General features: G+C 71.9%; 18 protein-coding genes. 4 read left to right on the top strand and 14 right to left on the bottom strand.

The annotated features are described in order from the left end of the window. Nucleotides 1-15 precede the first annotated feature (15 nt). From moaA to KS423_RS03515, 3 genes are all read right to left on the bottom strand, one after another. Nucleotides 16-1,005 (bottom strand): GTP 3',8-cyclase MoaA, encoded by a 990-nt coding sequence (gene moaA / locus KS423_RS03525; protein ID WP_224274735.1) that lies wholly within the window; start codon nucleotides 1,003-1,005, stop codon nucleotides 16-18. A 76-nt stretch (nucleotides 1,006-1,081) separates the two neighbouring features. Next, the gene (locus KS423_RS03520) at nucleotides 1,082-2,689 is read right to left on the bottom strand and encodes a cation acetate symporter (protein WP_224274686.1); all 1,608 of its coding nucleotides are present in this window, start codon (nucleotides 2,687-2,689) and stop codon (nucleotides 1,082-1,084) included. After that, on the bottom strand, nucleotides 2,686-3,042 hold the full coding sequence (locus KS423_RS03515) for a DUF485 domain-containing protein (RefSeq protein WP_224274684.1): 357 nt from the start codon (nucleotides 3,040-3,042) through the stop codon (nucleotides 2,686-2,688). Before KS423_RS03515 ends, KS423_RS03520 begins: the two co-directional genes overlap by 4 nt. 378 nt (nucleotides 3,043-3,420) lie before the next feature. On the opposite strand from KS423_RS03515, the gene KS423_RS03510 reads away from it, so the two are divergent. Next, the gene (locus KS423_RS03510) at nucleotides 3,421-5,484 is read left to right on the top strand and encodes a hypothetical protein (RefSeq protein ID WP_224274683.1); all 2,064 of its coding nucleotides are present in this window, start codon (nucleotides 3,421-3,423) and stop codon (nucleotides 5,482-5,484) included. A gap of 77 nt (nucleotides 5,485-5,561) precedes the next feature. Here the strand turns inward: KS423_RS03510 and KS423_RS03505 are convergent, their stop codons facing one another. Continuing rightward, nucleotides 5,562-6,605 (bottom strand): zinc-dependent alcohol dehydrogenase family protein, encoded by a 1,044-nt coding sequence (locus KS423_RS03505; RefSeq protein WP_224274681.1) that lies wholly within the window; start codon nucleotides 6,603-6,605, stop codon nucleotides 5,562-5,564. Nucleotides 6,606-6,730: 125 nt separating this feature from the next. Between KS423_RS03505 and KS423_RS03500 the strand changes: the two genes are divergently transcribed. Both KS423_RS03500 and KS423_RS03495 read left to right on the top strand, forming a co-directional pair. Next, on the top strand, nucleotides 6,731-7,726 hold the full coding sequence (locus KS423_RS03500) for a DEDDh family exonuclease (RefSeq protein ID WP_224274679.1): 996 nt from the start codon (nucleotides 6,731-6,733) through the stop codon (nucleotides 7,724-7,726). Between the two features lie 31 nt (nucleotides 7,727-7,757). Further along, nucleotides 7,758-8,555, top strand: a complete 798-nt coding sequence (locus KS423_RS03495) for an SURF1 family protein (protein ID WP_224274677.1) — start codon at nucleotides 7,758-7,760, stop codon at nucleotides 8,553-8,555. On the opposite strand, the gene trxA is transcribed toward KS423_RS03495, so the two are convergent. Both trxA and KS423_RS03485 read right to left on the bottom strand, forming a co-directional pair. After that, complete coding sequence (trxA, locus tag KS423_RS03490; RefSeq protein ID WP_308020129.1) at nucleotides 8,552-8,884, bottom strand: thioredoxin; 333 nt, start codon at nucleotides 8,882-8,884, stop codon at nucleotides 8,552-8,554. The genes KS423_RS03495 and trxA overlap by 4 nt on opposite strands. A 3-nt stretch (nucleotides 8,885-8,887) precedes the next feature. Then, nucleotides 8,888-9,295, bottom strand: coding sequence for a MerR family transcriptional regulator (locus KS423_RS03485; protein WP_224274731.1), 408 nt, complete (start codon nucleotides 9,293-9,295; stop codon nucleotides 8,888-8,890). Between the two features lie 196 nt (nucleotides 9,296-9,491). Here KS423_RS03485 and KS423_RS03480 point away from each other — a divergent pair, with 196 nt between their 5' ends. Continuing rightward, complete coding sequence (locus KS423_RS03480) at nucleotides 9,492-10,253, top strand: SDR family oxidoreductase (protein WP_224274669.1); 762 nt, start codon at nucleotides 9,492-9,494, stop codon at nucleotides 10,251-10,253. Between the two features lie 79 nt (nucleotides 10,254-10,332). Here the strand turns inward: KS423_RS03480 and KS423_RS03475 are convergent, their stop codons facing one another. The 8 genes from KS423_RS03475 to abc-f all read right to left on the bottom strand — a co-directional run bounded on the left by KS423_RS03475 (nucleotide 10,333) and on the right by abc-f (nucleotide 16,280). Further along, a complete protein-coding gene (locus tag KS423_RS03475) occupies nucleotides 10,333-10,986 on the bottom strand; it encodes an alkaline shock response membrane anchor protein AmaP (protein ID WP_224274667.1) in 654 nt (217 codons plus the stop codon). After that, nucleotides 10,983-11,537: a DUF6286 domain-containing protein gene (locus tag KS423_RS03470; protein ID WP_224274666.1), complete on the bottom strand. Its 555-nt coding sequence runs from the start codon at nucleotides 11,535-11,537 to the stop codon at nucleotides 10,983-10,985. Before KS423_RS03470 ends, KS423_RS03475 begins: the two co-directional genes overlap by 4 nt. Before the next feature lie 119 nt (nucleotides 11,538-11,656). Beyond that, nucleotides 11,657-11,974 carry a hypothetical protein gene (locus KS423_RS03465; RefSeq protein ID WP_224274664.1) on the bottom strand — a complete coding sequence of 106 codons (318 nt, stop codon included), beginning with the start codon at nucleotides 11,972-11,974 and terminating at the stop codon, nucleotides 11,657-11,659. A 47-nt stretch (nucleotides 11,975-12,021) separates the two neighbouring features. Continuing rightward, complete coding sequence (locus KS423_RS03460; protein WP_224274662.1) at nucleotides 12,022-12,213, bottom strand: hypothetical protein; 192 nt, start codon at nucleotides 12,211-12,213, stop codon at nucleotides 12,022-12,024. Between the two features lie 93 nt (nucleotides 12,214-12,306). After that, complete coding sequence (locus KS423_RS03455; RefSeq protein WP_224274660.1) at nucleotides 12,307-12,828, bottom strand: Asp23/Gls24 family envelope stress response protein; 522 nt, start codon at nucleotides 12,826-12,828, stop codon at nucleotides 12,307-12,309. Between the two features lie 176 nt (nucleotides 12,829-13,004). After that, complete coding sequence (locus tag KS423_RS03450) at nucleotides 13,005-13,811, bottom strand: enoyl-CoA hydratase/isomerase family protein (RefSeq protein ID WP_224274658.1); 807 nt, start codon at nucleotides 13,809-13,811, stop codon at nucleotides 13,005-13,007. 308 nt (nucleotides 13,812-14,119) lie between these two features. Beyond that, nucleotides 14,120-14,353 carry a helix-turn-helix domain-containing protein gene (locus KS423_RS03445; protein WP_030059940.1) on the bottom strand — a complete coding sequence of 78 codons (234 nt, stop codon included), beginning with the start codon at nucleotides 14,351-14,353 and terminating at the stop codon, nucleotides 14,120-14,122. 328 nt (nucleotides 14,354-14,681) lie between these two features. After that, complete coding sequence (gene abc-f, locus KS423_RS03440; protein WP_224274657.1) at nucleotides 14,682-16,280, bottom strand: ribosomal protection-like ABC-F family protein; 1,599 nt, start codon at nucleotides 16,278-16,280, stop codon at nucleotides 14,682-14,684. Nucleotides 16,281-16,690: the final 410 nt, after the last annotated feature.

The raw sequence follows: 16,690 nt of genomic DNA, 5'->3' as shown, positions 1-16,690 counted from the left end.
CTCGGAGAGAACGGCCTAGCCTCCGATCGCGGACATCGGCCGCTCGGGCTGGAGGAACTCCGGGTTGTCGATCCCGGCCCCGGCCTTCTTGCCCCACATCGCCGCCCGCCACAGCCCGGCCAGTTCGGCGTCGTCCGCACCCGAGCGCAGCGCGGTGCGCAGGTCCGTCTCGCCGGTCGCGAACAGGCAGTTGCGCACCTGGCCGTCGGCGGTCAGCCGGGTGCGGTCGCAGGCCCGGCAGAACGGGCGGGTGACCGAGGCGATCACCCCCACCCGACCGGGGCCGCCGTCCACCAGCCAGCGTTCGGCGGGTGCCGCGCCCCTACGCGCGGACGGCTCGGGGGTCAGCGCGAAGCGGGCCTGGAGCAGGTCCAGGATCTCCGTCGCGGTGACCATCGACGCGCGGTCCCAGCCGTGCTGGGCGTCCAGCGGCATCTGCTCGATGAAGCGCAGCTCGTAGCCCTTCTCCAGGCACCAGGCCAGCAGGTCGGCCGCCTCGTGGTCGTTGACCCCGCGCATCAGCACCGCGTTCAGCTTCACCGGCGCCAGCCCGGCGGCCTCGGCGGCGGCCAGCCCGTCCAGCACGTCCTGGTGGCGGTTGCGGCGGGTGAGGGTGCGGAACACCTCGGGGTCGAGAGTGTCCAGCGAGACGTTGACCCGGTCGAGGCCGGCCTCGCGCAGTGCCGTCGCGGTACGGGCCAGCCCGATGCCGTTGGTGGTCAGCGAGAGCTCCGGGCGCGGCTCCAGCTCCGAACAGGCGGCGACGACGGCGACCAATCCGGGGCGCAGCAGCGGCTCGCCGCCCGTGAAGCGGACCTCGCGCACGCCCAGGTCGCGCACGGCGATGGTGACCAGCCGGACGATCTCCTCGTCGGTCAGCAGGTCCGGCTTGGCCAGCCACTGCAGGCCCTCCTCCGGCATGCAGTAGGTGCAGCGCAGGTTGCACCGGTCCGTGAGGGAGACCCGCAGGTCGACGGCCTGTCGTCCGAAGGTGTCGAGCAGCACGTACGTCCTTCCCCGAGATGCGGCCGGCCCGGCCACCGTCACGGCGGGCCGGGCCAGCATAGTCATCGCGGGACGATCAATGGGCGCCCAGCCCGGTCAGCGAGCGAACCTCCAGTTCAGCGTACTTCGCCGGGTCGGCGCGTTCCCTGGACAGCAGCGTGCCGAGCCAGCCGGCCAGGAAGCCGACCGGGATGGAGACCAGGCCGGGGTTCTCCAGCGGGAACCAGTGGAAGTCGGAGTGCGGGAAGAGCGAGGTCTTCGCGCCGGAGACCACCGGGGAGAAGACCACCAGCGCCACCGAGGTGATCAGACCGGCGTAGACCGAACTGACCGCGCCGACGGTGGTGAAGCGCTTCCAGAACAGCGAGTAGAGCAGGGTGGGCAGGTTGGCGGAGGCGGCGACCGCGAAGGCCAGGGCGACCAGGGCGGCGGTGTTGAGCTTGTCCGCGAAGAGGCTGAGCACGATCGCCACCGCCCCGATCGCGACCGCGGCCCACTTCGCCGACAGCACCTCCTCCTTCTCGCTCGCCTTCCCGCGCCGAATCACGTTGGCATAGAGGTCGTGCGCGAAGGAGGCCGAGGAGGCGAGCGTGAGCCCGGCGACCACGGCCAGGATGGTGGCGAAGGCGACCGCCGAGATCACCGCGAGCAGGATCGCGCCACCGGTGGTCCCGGCGCCTCCGCCGAGCGCCTCGGCCAGTTGCGGGGCCGCGGTGTTGCCCGCCGCGTTCGCCGTCTTGATCGCCTTGGAGCCGACCAGTGCGGCCGCGCCGAAGCCGAGCGCCAGGGTCATCAGGTAGAAGACGCCGATGATTCCGATCGCCCAGAGCACCGATTTCCGGGCCGCCTTGGCGGTGGGAACGGTGTAGAAGCGGACCAGGATGTGCGGCAGGCCGGCGGTGCCGAGCACCAGCGCAATGCCCAGGCTGATGAAGTCGAGCTTGGCGGTGCTGCTGCCGTACTTCTGCCCTGGCTGGAGGAAGGCCTCGCCCTTGCCGCTCGCGCTCGCCGCCGCGCCGAGCAGTTCGGAGGGGTTGAAGTGGTACTTGGCCAGCACCAGGACGGTCATCAGCGCGGCGCCGGCAATCAGCAGCACCGCCTTGACGATCTGCACCCAGGTGGTGCCCTTCATCCCTCCTATCACCACATAGATGATCATCAGTGCGCCGACCCCGACGATGGTCCAGCGCTTGGCGGCGTTTCCCTCGGCCCCCAGCAACAGCGCCACCAGGGTGCCGGCGCCGACCATCTGGGCGAGCAGGTAGAAGATCGAAACCACGATGGTGGAGACGCCCGCCGCGGTGCGCACCGGGCGCTGGCGCATCCGGAAGGCGAGCACGTCGGCCATGGTGAACCGGCCGGAGTTGCGCAGTGGTTCGGCGATCAGCAGCAGCGCGACCAGCCAGGCGACCAGGAAGCCGATCGAGTAGAGGAAGCCGTCGTAGCCGCTGAGCGCGATGGTCCCGGCGATGCCGAGGAAGGAGGCGGCGGACATGTAGTCGCCGGAGATGGCCAGACCGTTCTGGAAGCCGGTGAAGCCGCGGCCGCCGGCGTAGAAGTCGGAGGCGCTCCTGGTCTGCCGTCCGGCCCACACGGTGATGCCGAGAGTGGCCAGGACGAAGACGCCGAACAGGGCCATGGTCAGGCCGCGGTGCTCGGTGGCGGAGCTGGCGAGCGGGATCATTCGGCAGACTCCCGGGGGGCGTGGACGACGGCGCCGTGCGCCTCGCGGATCGCCGCGGCGGACGGATCGATCCGCCGGTCCGCGTAGCGGGCGTACCAGGCGGCGATGGCGAAGGTGGTCGCGAACTGCAGCAGCCCGAGCACCAGGGCCACGTTGACGTGCCCGAGGACCTTGGTGCGCATCAGCCCCGGGGCATAGCAGGAGAGCAGGACGTAGAGCAGGTACCAGAGCACGAAACCGATGGTGACCGGGAAGGCGAAGCTGCGGAACGAGCGCCGCAGGGTACGGAACTCCTCGCTGTCGTCGACGAGTCGGGCTTCCGTGGCGGCGGTGGTGAGCGGCGGCGAATCCACGCTGTCTCCTCACTCCTTCGGCGTATTTGTCACACGGGGGCGGGAATGATCGAACGTGAGGGGCGCCACATGTCTGGTGCGCGCCGCGCAATGCTAGAAGCGTCCTGCCCGCCCCGGAAGGGGTTGACCGCGGTCAGTCGACCGTTCACCCCTTCGCACCATCTGATTGGCCGAAAAGCAGCTCATTTCGACGAATGTGCCGCATGCGATCAAATCCCGTCGGCTCCAACGGTTCGCGATGGTAGCCTCCAGCCACTCATCTGATCTTCATAAAGTCCCATCGTTGACGCAGCCTCTTCGCAACTCTGGCTATTCGTCAATTCACGGCCATGATCGATGAGATGGGCACACCACCGCCAGGGGGGAACTCCACACGCCATGACCCGCAGATCCGCGACCACCCGACTCCTCGCGCTGCCATTCCTGGCCTCCGCGCTCGCCCTCACCAGCCCGCTCCCCAGCGCCTCCGCCGCCCCGGCCGACGCTACCGCTACCCCGGCTGCCCTGCCGGAGGTCGTGGTCCCGGGCGAGCCCCTGCCCCAGCCCCGGACCGAGACGCTGCTCGCCGCCGGGGCCAAGGGGTTCTTCCATACCACTCAGGACGACACCTTCGCCTGGACCGCGTACGACACCGGGGCCACCACGGTGGTCGGCCACTACGACGAAACCAGGCCCGATCCCGGTCTGCACGGCGCGGGTTCGGACTTCACCGTCGACGCAGATCCGCGTCAAACCGGCAGGACGTGGAAGCTCCAGGACATGTCAACCGGGGCGGCTGCCACGGTGGACGGCCCGGAGTCCGCATGGATCCGGGGTGTCTACGGTGACGCCGTGCTCACCGAAGGGTCCGCGACGTACCCCGGGCCGCTGCGCTTCCTGCGTCCCGACGGCAACGGCGGCACCACCGTCGTGTCCGTCACCAGCTGGGCGAACGCCGGCCTGACGCCGGGCTCCACCCAGCCTCTGGGCGGGGACGCGCGCGAAGCGGCGTTCGGGCTGTACTTCAACGACGGCTACCGGATCGCCCTGGCCGACACCCACACCGGGGCGCTCCGGGTCTCACCGCTCCTCCCCTCGCCCCGGACCACCGGGGGATGTGACAACCCGCTCATGGCCGTGGACACCACGCAGCTCGCCTGGCTCGGCGGCGACTGCAAGATCCACGTCCTGTCCCGGGCCGACCTGAACGCGCCCGACCGGACGGTCCCGGTCGACTACTACGACCAGCCCCGCGCGCTCGGTCTGTCCGGCGACTGGGTGCTGACCGTCAACCGCAGCGGCTACGACCAGCGGGACTCGGACATCCCGGTCCAGCGGGAGCTGGTGGCCACCCCGGTCGGGGGCGGCGATCCCGTCGTGGTGCTGTCCCACGCCTCCGAGACCATCGCCCAGGCTCCCGACGGCACCGCGCTCGTGGAGGGCGGCGACACCGCCGCCGACTGGACGGTCCGCAAGGTCACGGCCACGGGTGGCACAGCGCCCACCGCCGTGGCGACCGAGTACCGGGTGGCCCCGGAGGCGTACCACCTGGACAGCCTCGATCTGTCCGCCAACACCCTGATCAGCGCCGAGGGCGGCAACTACCTCGGCGAAGGCTTCTACGGCCGTCAGGGCACGCTCGGCGACACGCCGACCGTCTCGGCCCGGACGCCCCTGGGCCGAGACGGCTACCTGAGACCCCACGTCTCCTGCGGTGGCGGCCCTGCCATCTGCACGGACATGGCCGGGACCGGCGACGGCCGGGTCGTCCACCTCAACAGCAGCATCAACAGCTTGTCCGTACGCCGGGGCGACAAGTACCAGGAGATCGCCCTCGACCGGGCCGTTCGCCCCAGGGAGGTCGTCGGAGCCTCCGGCCGGTACGTCCTGCTGGACACGTCGTACTGGCCGCAGAGCACGCTGGCCGTGGTGGACCTCGACGGCTCCACCCCGGGCACGACCGTGGCGACGGCTTCCGGCAACGTCGGCACGATCGACGACGGACGGCTCATCACCGCCGGCGCGAAGACCGGAGAGGTCGTCGTCCTGGACCTGGCCACCCAGCAGTCCCGGACGCTGCAGACCGGCAGGGACTGCAAGATCACCCAGCTGAAGTCCGCCGGCGGGTGGCTCTACTGGAACTGCTGGTTCGACGGTGCCACCGGATCGGCCGGGTTGCTGCGCCCCGACGGCACGAGCCTGCCCATCGAGGTTCCGGCGCGCGCCCAGGGCATGGGCAGGGGCTTCCTCGTGTACACCCCCAGTGACGAGGGCATGAGCACCGTGGTCGACTTCCACACGGGCGTCCCGGTGACCAAGCCCCTCAACGCTCATCTCCCCGCCGACCAAGCCTTCGACTACGAGTGGAGCGCCGACCGCTTCGGCGGCGGTCTGGCCTACGTCGACAAGTACCAGAACATCCATCTGGTCTCCGTCATCGCTCCGGACTCCGCCTCCCTCTGATCCCTCTCCGGAGAACGGCACCGGCCCGTGCCGCGCCCACACGGGGCGGCACGGGCCGGTGCCGGGAGGCCGACGCCTCAGAACGCGATCCGCACCTTCAGGGCGGAGCGGTCGTCCATCGCGCGGTAGCCGTCCGGAACGCCGTCCAGGTCGACGGTGCGGTCGAAGACCAGACCCGGCTCGATGGCGCCCGAGAGCACGTCCGGCAGCAGTTCGGGGATGTACGCCCGGGCCGGGGCGACGCCGCCGTTCAACGAGACGTTTCGGCCGAACATCTGACCGATGTCGACGCCCGCGCTGCCGCCGTGCGGCACCCCGACGTAGCCCACCGCGCCACCGTCCCGGGTGATCGAGATGGCCGTCCGCATCGACTCCTCGGTGCCGACCGCCTCCAGCACCGCGTGCGCGCCCTGACCGCCGGTCAGCTCCTTCACCGCCTCGACCGCGGCCTCGCCGCGCTCCGCCACCACGTCCGTCGCACCGAAGCGACGGGCCAGCCGGGTGCGGGCCTCGTGCCGACCCAGCGCGATGATCCGGCCCGCGCCCAGCCGGTGCGCCGCCAGTACGCCGCACAGGCCCACCGCGCCGTCGCCGACCACCGCGACCGTCGCACCGGGCCGCACCCGCGCCGAGACCGCCGCGTGATGCCCGGTCGACATCACGTCGGACAGCGCCAGCAGCCCGGGCAGCAGCTTCTCGTCGCCCGCCGCCTCCTTCGGCAGCTTCACCAGCGTCCCGTCCGCGAACGGCACCCGCACCGCCTCGCCCTGGCCGCCGTCCGACCCGACCTGCCCCCAGAACCCGCCGTGCGGGCAGGACGTCTGGAAGCCTTCGAGACAGAAGTCACACGTCCCGTCCGACCAGACGAACGGCGCGACCACCAGGTCGCCCTTGGCGAAGCCGCGCACCTCGGCGCCGACCTCCTCGACCACGCCCAGGAACTCGTGCCCGATCCGCTGTCCGGCCACCCGCTGCGCCACCCCGCGGTAGGCCCACAGGTCGCTGCCGCAGATGCAGGCGTTCACCACGCGGAGCACCACGTCCGTCGGGTGCTGGATCACCGGGTCCGGTACTTCTTCGATCCGGATGTCGTTGGGGCCGTGAATCACGGTGGCACGCATGCGCTGTTCCTTAGCTGAACGATCTCGACCAGGTGTACGACACCCCCGCCGACCACTCTATTCCGGCCGGCCGGTCGGAACATTCCGGCCGGAGCCCCCCGCCCGGCCCCTTATCCTGTTGGACCATGCAACCGATCCAGCCCGAGACGTACGGAGCGCCGCGGACCGCACCGGTCCCCGCGCAGCGCTCCGCCGCCCCCACCGGGGGCTTCGCGGTCGTCGACGTCGAGACGACCGGTCTCGGCCGCTCGGACCGCGTCATCTCGGCGGGTGTCTACCAGCTGGACGCGGACGGCGACGTCGTCGACCACTGGTACACCCTGGTCAACCCCGAGCGGGACCCGGGCCCGGTCTGGATCCACGGCCTCACCGCCGAACTGCTCGCGACCGCCCCGACCTTCCCGCAGATCGCCGACGAGTTCGCCACGCGCCTGGAGAACCGCGTCCTGGTCGCGCACAACGCACTCTTCGACTGGAACATGATCTCCCGCGAGTTCTCCCGGGCCGGCCTGCGCGCCCCGGTCGAACAGCGGCTGTGCACCATGGTCCTCTCCCGCGACCTGCGCCTGCCGCTGCCCAACGGCAAGCTGTCCTCGCTCGCCGCCCATTTCGGTGTCCAGCAGCGCCACGCCCACAACGCCCTTGACGACGCCCGGGTGCTCGCCGAGGCCTTCCGCCCGAGCCTGCACCTCGCCCGCGACGGCGGCGTGCCACTACCGCTCCAGAACTGCGTCGCGGTCACCGACCTCGGCGAGGAGGAGCCCGCCACACCCGGCCGCAGCACCTGGTCCGGTGCCACGTACCGCCAGGCCAAGAAGCGCCCGCCCTGCCCGCACCCCAACCCGGGGCGCTGGGAGGACGGCAAGCCGCTGGTCCAGGGCATGCGGGTGGCCATCACCGGCGACACCGCCACCGACCGCGAGGTCCTGGAGGACCGCGCGGTCGAGGCCGGCCTGCACATCGCCACCTCGGTGAGCCGCCTCACCAGCCTGCTGGTCACCAACGAGCCGGACAGCTGGAGCGGCAAGGCCCGCAAGGCCCGCGACGTCGGCACCCCAGTGGTCGGCGAGGACGCCTTCCTCCAGTTGCTGCGCGAAGTCGCCCCGCACCCCGGTGCGTGAGCCGGTTGTGAGGTCGGCGTACCGTTCCCATGTGTACCGTTTTCTGCTGACCCGACAGTGGCTGATCACCATGCTGGTCGCGCTGCTGCTGATCCCCGCGACGATCAAGTTGGGCTTCTGGCAGCTGCACCGCCACGAGGCACGGGTGGCCCGGAACGAGCTGATCGGCCAGGCCCTCACGGCCGCGCCGGTCCCCTTCGACACCCTGTCGCCGACCCCCGGCTTCGCGGTCCCCAAGGACCTCACCTGGCGCGCGGTGACCGCCACCGGACAGTACGACCCGGCACACGAGTTCGTGGTCCGCAAGCGGACCGACTCCAACGGGACCATCGGCTACTTCGTCGTGACCCCCTTCCAGCTCGCCGACGGCAAGGGCACCGTCCTGGTCAACCGCGGCTGGGTCGCCTCCGGCACCGGAGCCACCGAGTACCCGCCCGTCCCGGCCGCCCCCACCGGCGAGGTCTCCCTCGCCGGCCGCCTGCGCGCCGAGGAGACCTACGGCGCCAGCGGCATCAAGGACCGCACGGGCCTGCCCGACCGCCAGTTCAACCTGATCAACACCGACGAGCAGGCCAAGCGAACCGGCGCCCCCCTCCTCGGCGGCTACCTCGAACTCACCGGCACCACCCCGGCCCCGGCCGACCAGCCCGAGCTGATCCCCGAGCCCAACCACTCCGACATCGGCCCGCACATGGCCTACGCCATCCAGTGGTGGCTGTTCACCGCCATGATCCCGGTCGGTGTCTGGGTCCTCGCCCGACGCGAGGCCAAGGACCGCGCCAAGCAGGCCGCCGAAGCCGAGGTCCCGCTCGACGCCGTCCCCGCCTAGAGAACGTCGTCCAACTCCCTCAGCAACCGCGCCTTCGCCCGCGCCCCCACCACCGACCGCACCGGCCGCCCGTCCCGGAACACCATCAGCGTCGGCATCGACAGCACCCCGTACGCCGACTGCGTCCGCGGGTTGTGGTCCACGTCCACGCTCACCACCCGCAGCCGATGCGCCTCCTCCCGCGCGATGTCCGCCAGCACCGGCGCCATCATCCGGCACGGCGGGCACCAGTCCGCCGTGAAGTCCACCAGCACCGGTCCCCCGGCCGCCAGCACCTCCGCGGCGAACGTCTCGTCCGTCACCGCCGGCACACCCGTGATCTCCACCACCGTCTACTCCTTCACCAGTTCACAAAGGGGCGGTTCCTGAACGGCGGCCAACTCGTCCCTGGCCCTCACCGCCCGATCGAACTGCCCCGCCACCTGCGCCCGCACGTCCTGGAGCCGGGCGATGCACTCGTCCAGCTCCCCCAACTTCCGGCGGTACACCTCCAGAGAGGCCGGGCACGAGTCCCCCTCCGGGTGCCCCGCCCGCAGACACTCCACGAACGGCCTGGTCTCCTCCAGCCCGAACCCGAAGTCCTGCAACATCCGGATCTCCCGCAGCAACCGCAGATCCGCCTCGTCGTACGCCCGGTACCCGTTGCCCGCCCGCCGGGCCGGCAACAACCCCAACTGCTCGTAGTACCGCAACGCCCGCGTGGTCGTCCCCGCCCGCTCCGCCAACTCCCCGATCCGCACGCCGAACCACTCCTCCCGCACTTCCGGCAACGACCGTAAACCTTCCCCCCGGCGTCAACGCCAGCCCCGACCCGCCCCACCCCGGCGGGCGTGCAGGGCCAAGCCCGCGCGCGCCCGCGCGGAAACCCACCCACTCCCCCACCCTCCCGGGAGCCCCGGCCCGCAAACCCCGACCCCCACCGGGCACTATGTCCCCATGGATCTCGGACTGAAAGACAAGGCCTACATCGTCACCGGCGCCACCCGGGGCCTCGGCCTCGCCGGCGCCCGCGAACTCGCCGCCGACGGCGCCCGCGTGCTCATCAGCGGCCGCACCCAGCAAGCCGTCGACACCGCCGTCGCCGAACTCGAGACCTTCGGCACCGCCCGGGGCCTCGTCGCCGACAACGCCTCCCCCGACACCCCCGAGCGCCTCATCGCCGAGGCCCGACAGCACTTCGGCCGTCTCGACGGCATCCTGATCAGCGTCGGCGGCCCGCAGGCCGGCCCCGTCGAGACCACCCCCGAGGACGCCTGGCGCGACGCCTTCGAGTCCGTCTTCCTCGGTGCCCTCCGGCTCGCTCGCGCCACCGCCGCCGCGCTCCCCGACGGTGGTGTGATCGCCTTCGTGCTCTCCAGCTCGGTCCGCCAGCCGATCCCCGGCCTGGGCATCTCCAACGGTCTGCGCCCGGGTCTCGCCATGGCCGCCAAGTCCCTCGCCGACGAGCTCGGCCCCCGCGGCATCCGCGTGCTCGGCCTGCTCCCGGGCAGGATCGACACCGACCGGGTCCGCGAGCTCGACGGCCTCGCCCCCGACCCCGACGCCGCCCGCGCCCAGGCCAACGCCACCATCCCGCTCCGCCGCTACGGCACCCCCGAGGAGTTCGGCAAGGTCGCCGCCTTCCTGCTCTCCCCCGCCGCCTCCTACCTGACCGGCGTCATGGTCCCCGTCGACGGCGGCGCGCTCCGCACCCTCTGACCCCCGCCCCGCCCCTCTCGGCTCCTGCCCCCACTCCCGCTCCGCTCTCGGTCACTCGGCCCTGACCGGCCGGTCCCGGCTATTCCACCCTCGGCAGCCTCCGCCTGCGCCCCCGCCGACCCCGCCCATGCCGCGGCTCGGCGGGGGCGCCCTGCAGAACCCGGATCCGCAGATCGGCCGGCAACTGCGCCAGCCGCAGGCTCCCGCACGCATCCGAACGAGGCCCGTCCTCGAAGTGCTCCACCAGCGCGGCCGGGTCCCCGCCCGGCCGCAACCGCACCGCCCCGCGCAACCGCGGATGTCTCGGCGCCCGCACCAGCCGCACCCTGGCCCGCTCGACCTCCGGCAGCACCGCCGTCCGGTTCTCCAGCGCCTCCTCCAGCGCCTGCGCACCGACCCGCAGTCGAAGCCCGCTCACCCCCGGTGTCGGCACCGCGATGCTCGACAGCCCACTGCGCCTCAGCTGTGCCACCAGCCACCACACCGTCCCCGCGACCAGCACGGTCAGCCCGCCGATCACCGTGGGCCACCACCACGCCGACGCCACCCACCGCACCCGCGAACTCGCGCTCACCACCGGCTGGTCGGGCGAGGTGAGCGGCCACCACTGCGGCGGATGTACGCCCAGCCGCCGGTACAGGTCGAGCCCGCCTGCCAGCACCAGCACCCCGGCCACCAGCAGGACCGCCCCCACCATCCCCAGCATCGCCCGGTTGACGACCGTTCTGCTCACCCCGTCACCCCCTCACCGCCGGCAGCCCCGGCCCCCGTCCCAACACCGGCACCCCCACCCGGGTCCTCCCCCACCACGCCCGCAGCCCCCCGCGCCGCCCGCACGTCCAGCCGCATCGGCCGCCCCAATCCCACCCGTCCCAGCTCGTCCCGCAACTGCCGCTGCACCAGCGCCGGATCCGCCACCCCCACCATCGACACCCGGACCCGCCGCCGCCCGACCCGGACCCGCAGGTGGTCGATCCCGTCCAGCCCCGCCGCCCGGTCCGCCAGCAGGTGCCCGACCCCGGCCCGGTCGATGGCCGCGGTCGTCCCGCCGTACGGCCGCAGCACGAGCCACCGCCGCAGCCCGGGCGCGACGGCCAGCCACAGCAGCCACCCGCCGAGCAGGGTCGCCGCTCCGGCCCCCACCAGCACCCGCGGGTCGTCGAGGTGCCGTGTCGCCAGCTCGTCCGCGATCTGCGCCCGCCACTGCCGCGCCGGCTGCCCCAACCGCACGGCGACCACGTCGTACAGCAGCGCCCCCGCCACCACCAGTACCCCCGTCGCCACCAAGGCCGCCGCAGCCGTACGAGGCGCCCGCAGCCGCCTCACCTTCCCCGGCCGAACCCCCGGCGCCGGCGCCTGCACGCCTTCGGTCCCGGGAACCTGCGCCCCGGAAACCTCCGCGTTCACGAGGAACCCCCCGTCACCAACTTCTCGACCACGACGACCACTTCCGACACCCTGACCCCGGTCAGCCCCGCCACCCGCTCCCTGATCCGCTGCCGCACCGCCCCGGCCAGCGCCGCGATGTCCGAAGGGAACGGCAGCTCAAGTGCCACCCGGACCTTCACCGTGCTCCCCGGTACGGTCACCGAGACATGCGGCGGCGCCCCCTTCGCCCGTCCGGCGGGCCAGGCCTCGGACAGCACCTCCCGGGTGGCCCGATCCGCGATCCGGGCGTACACCCGGTCGGCGACCCTGAGCCGCCCCCGACGCCCCGGCACGGACCCCGAACCGGAAGCCACGGCCGGAACCGACGCGGGGCCCGCCATCAACGGCGCCGGTCGCGGCCGCGGAGCAGGTCACCGAGGTCGCCGAGATCGATGTCACTCTCCAGCAGGCGCCCGATCACGAAACCGACCAGCCCGAGCGCGGCCACCAACAGGAAGGCCGCGAACCCACCGAAGTACCCGGCGAAGCCGAGGGCCATGCCAACCACCAGGCCGATGATGGCCAGGTTCATCCGCTACTCCCTTGTCTCCCGCTGCCTCGACTGGTCCTCGGACCGGACCCCGGCCGACCCCGGCCCGCCGCTGCCCGCCCGCACCCGGCCCCGTTACTTGAGCTTCGGCCGTTGCCCGGACACCGGCACCGGCTCCTCTTCCTCCTCGAACTCCACTTCGTCCGGGAGGTGGACGTCGTTGACCGCGATGTTGACCTCGACGACTTCCAGGCCGGTCATCCGTTCGACCGCGTTGATGATGTTCTCCCGCACCTGGTGGGCGAGTTCGGGAATGACCACGCCGTACTCGACCACCAGGGCGATGTCGATCGCGGTCTGCTTCTCGCCGACCTCGGCCTTGATGCCCCGCCCGACGCTGGACTTGCCGCCGGGCACCCGGTCCCGCATCGCGCCGAAGGTACGGGCGAGCCCGGAGCCGAGCGCGTGAATCCCGACGACCTCGCGGGCCGCCATCCCGGCGATCTTCTCCACCACGCCGACGGCCAGCGCGGTGTGGCCGCGCTCCCGCACCGGCTTGGCACCGCCGGCACCCGGCGGCGGACCGGCGGGCGCGGCGCTGCCAGTGCCGCTGCCGGTGTGCTTGTGCATGGTCGCGGGCGTCGGAGTGTCAGGCATGGGTGTTTCTCCCGTCGTGCGGCTCCAGCTGTATCGCAAACCCCCCTAACTCTGGCATTTCGCCACGATCCCCGCCCGCCGAGCGACGACGCCCACCTCGCCCCACCCCGTGCACGACGCAGGGCCCGACCCCGGGGAGATCCCTCGGGGTCGGGCCCTGCCTCGTTGCCGTGCGGTCAGTCGCCGATCCCGGCGAGCTCCCGCAGCCGGCGGGCCTGCGCCGCCCGTTCGGCCGAACGCTGCTCGTCGAAGGAGCGCCCGGCGGCCCCCTGCAGCAGGGCCTTGGTCTCGATCACCGCGCCGCGCGGGGCGGCCAGCAGGGCCGCCGCGAGGTCGCGGGCGGCGGCGTCCAGCTCCCCGCCCGGCACCACCAGGTTGGCCAGCCCGATCGCGGCGGCCTCCTCGGCGCCCACCCAGCGGCCGGTCGCACAGATCTCCAGGGCTCGCGCGTAGCCGACGAGATCGGTGAGCGGCTTGGTGCCGGCCAGGTCCGGGACGAGGCCCAGCGAGGTCTCCTTCATCGCGAACCGGACGTCCTCGGCGACCACTCGCAGGTCACAGCCGAGGGCCAGCTGGAAGCCCGCACCGACGGCGTGGCCCTGGACCGCCGCGACGGAGATCAGGTCCGGGCGGCGCCACCAGGTGAAGGCCTCCTGGTACGAGGCGATGGCCTCGTCCAGCTCCCGGTCGCCGGAGGCGGCGAGCTGGAGGAAGGTGGGCTCGCCGGGGATGCCCTCAGGGGTGAACATGGCCCGGTCCAGCCCGGCGGAGAAGGAGAGCCCCTCCGCACGCAGCAGCACCACCCGGACGCTGCCGGGCAGCTCGCGGCCCGCGTCGGTGAGGGCGCGCCAGAGGGCGGGCGACTGGGCGTTGCGCCGCTTCGGCTGACACAGGGTGATGACGGCGAGTTCGCCTTCGATCTCCAGACGGACGCCGTCCCGCTCCCAGCTCGGGGCCTGCGGGTCGATGGCGGGAGCGGTCATGCGGGGACCTCCGGTGGCGAGAGACTTGGCTACCGGAGAGTAACAAAACTCGACACGCGAGGGCAGTGCCCCGGCCCGGAAAGATCGACGGGCCCACGATGCTCGGCGAAGAGGGAGGCCGAGGGGCGAAATCGAGGAGTGAAAGGAAAACGAACGGAGGCGAGGAATGAGGAACGGGCGGCATCCCGGACATGACGATCGGCGGCCGGTCCACACGACCCGAGGGCGGACGCCCAGCTGGTGGCCAGCCGTCGTCTCCTCGGTCGGCGCCCTGCCGCCGCGTCATCCAGCCAATGGCTGACGAACCGTCAGGAACCGGCCCCGGCAGTTGCCTTGTTCTTGCCCCGCGTGGCACCGCCGCGACCCCGGAGGATCACTCCGGACTCGCTCAGCATCCGGTGCACGAAGCCGTACGAACGACCGGTCTCCTCCGCGAGAGCGCGAATGCTCGCCCCGGAGTCGTACTTCTTCTTGAGATCGGCCGCGAGCTTCTCACGCGCGGCACCGGTCACCCGGCTGCCCTTTTTCAGAGTCTCGGCCACCCGTGCCTCCTCGTAGCGTTGCTCGGTCAGATTCCCATGATCACCCATCCACCGCGTCCTGGCCACCCATTCGACAAGGTCGGTGTCGGAAATGCGCGGTCCGCCGGTGGTGATCCGAGCGCATCAGGGCGCTCACACAGAGTGCACGCCCCCTGGGTTGATACCGCCGCTCACCGCGAAACTGCTGATCAGCAGCGTCGGCCCGACCACGATCGAGTGGCGGGCCGACGGAAAGTCCTTAAACGGAATCCGGGTCTACTTCATTCCCGGACACGCCGAAAGGACTAGATATTCTCATCTGAAAAGCGGATCTCGCGTCTACTTCCGGTCAGGCCAAGGAGACCAGATCGGCGTAGGCCGGGCTCCAGAGGTCCTCCACACCGTCCGGCAGCAGGATGATCCGCTCCGGCTGGAGCGCGTCGACCGCGCCCTCGTCGTGGGTGACCAGGACGACCGCCCCGGCGAACTCGCGCAGCGCGCCCAGGATCTCCTCGCGGCTGGCCGGGTCGAGGTTGTTGGTGGGCTCGTCGAGCAGCAGCACGTTGGCGGAGGAGACCACCAGGGTGGCGAGCGCCAGACGGGTCTTCTCGCCGCCGGAGAGCACCCCGGCCGGCTTGTCGACGTCGTCGCCGGAGAACAGGAAGGAGCCCAGGATCTTGCGGATCTGCACCAGGTCGGTGTCCGGCGCGGCCGAGCGCATGTTCTCCAGCACGCTGCGGTCCGGGTCCAGGGTCTCGTGCTCCTGGGCGTAGTAGCCGATCTTCAGACCGTGACCGGGGATCACCTCGCCGGTGTCCGGCTGCTCCACCCCGGCCAGCATCCGCAGCAGGGTGGTCTTGCCCGCGCCGTTCAGACCGAGGACGACGACCCGCGAACCGCGGTCGATCGCCAGGTCCACGCCCGCGAAGATCTCCAGCGAGCCGTACGACTTGGACAGGTCGCTCGCGGTCAGCGGGGTCTTGCCGCAGGGGGCGGGCTCGGGGAAGCGCAGCTTGGCGACCTTGTCGCTCTGGCGCACCTGCTCCAGCCCGGACAGCAGCTTCTCGGCCCGGCGGGCCATGTTCTGCGCGGCCACCGTCTTGGTCGCCTTGGCACGCATCTTGTCGGCCTGGGCGTTGAGGGTCGCGGCCTTCTTCTCCGCGTTGGCCCGCTCGCGCTTGCGGCGCTTCTCGTCGTCCTCGCGCTGCTGCTGGTACTGCTTCCAGCCCATGTTGTAGACGTCGATGCAGGAGCGGTTGGCGTCCAGGTAGAAGACCTTGTTGACGACCGTCTCGACCAGGTCGACGTCGTGCGAGATGACGATGAAGCCGCCCTTGTAGGTCTTCAGGAAGTCCCGCAGCCAGGCGATCGAGTCCGCGTCCAGGTGGTTGGTGGGCTCGTCGAGCAGCAGCACGTCGGAGTCCGAGAAGAGGATCCGGGCCAGCTCGACACGGCGGCGCTGACCGCCGGAGAGAGTGTGCAGCGGCTGGCCGAGGATGCGGTCCGGCAGGCCCAGCGCGGCGGCGATGGTGGCGGCCTCGGCCTCGGCGGCGTACCCGCCCTTGGTGAGGAACTCGGTCTCCAGCCGGGCGTACTTCTTCATCGCGTTGTCCCGGGTGGCGCCCTGGCCGTTGGCCATCCGGTCCTCGTTCTCGCGCATCTTCTTCAGCACGGTGTCGAGGCCGCGGGCGGACAGGATGCGGTCCTTGGCGAGGACGTCCAGGTCACCGGTGCGCGGGTCCTGCGGCAGGTAGCCGACCTCGCCCGAACGGGTGACGGTACCGGCGGCCGGCAGGCCCTCGCCGGCCAGCACCTTGGTGAGAGTGGTCTTGCCGGCGCCGTTGCGGCCGACCAGACCGATCCGGTCGCCGGCGGCGACCTTGAAGCTCGCGGACTCGATCAGGATCCGGGCACCGGCACGCAGTTCGAGGGCGTTGGTGGAAATCATGGCTGGGAACTACTCCTGGGACGTGAGCGGGCGGCCGGGTGGGACGGACCCGGGGCCGGGTTGGCGTGTGGGGGCTTCATCGGCGGTCGGCGCGACCCTCGTGGCGCCGCCGCCCGCTATTGCCCGGAGAAGATAGCCATGACGGCAAGTCTACCGGGCCCCGCGCCGCCGCCGGAGAAGTACCGTCCTGGGGTATTCACCGACTCCCGGCGCCTGCCGGCACACACCGAGCGGCGGCACACCGACCGCCGACCCCCGACAGGGGGCCGTCGTCCGCGAGCCCTCCCGGCTACTGCGGCTGCGCGGCCGGCTGGTCCACCGCGGGAGCTCCGGTGGCAGCCTCGGCGTCCGGGGCCGGGGGGTTCGTCTGGGCCGCCGGGTCGCCGGCGGCCGGGTTCGGCGACGGGTCC

This window comes from Streptomyces sp. LS1784 (assembly GCF_020103755.1).
Taxonomy (GTDB): domain Bacteria; phylum Actinomycetota; class Actinomycetes; order Streptomycetales; family Streptomycetaceae; genus Kitasatospora.
The sequence above is the reverse complement of the archived record's forward strand: the minus strand, read 5'-3'. Positions and strand labels throughout refer to the sequence as shown.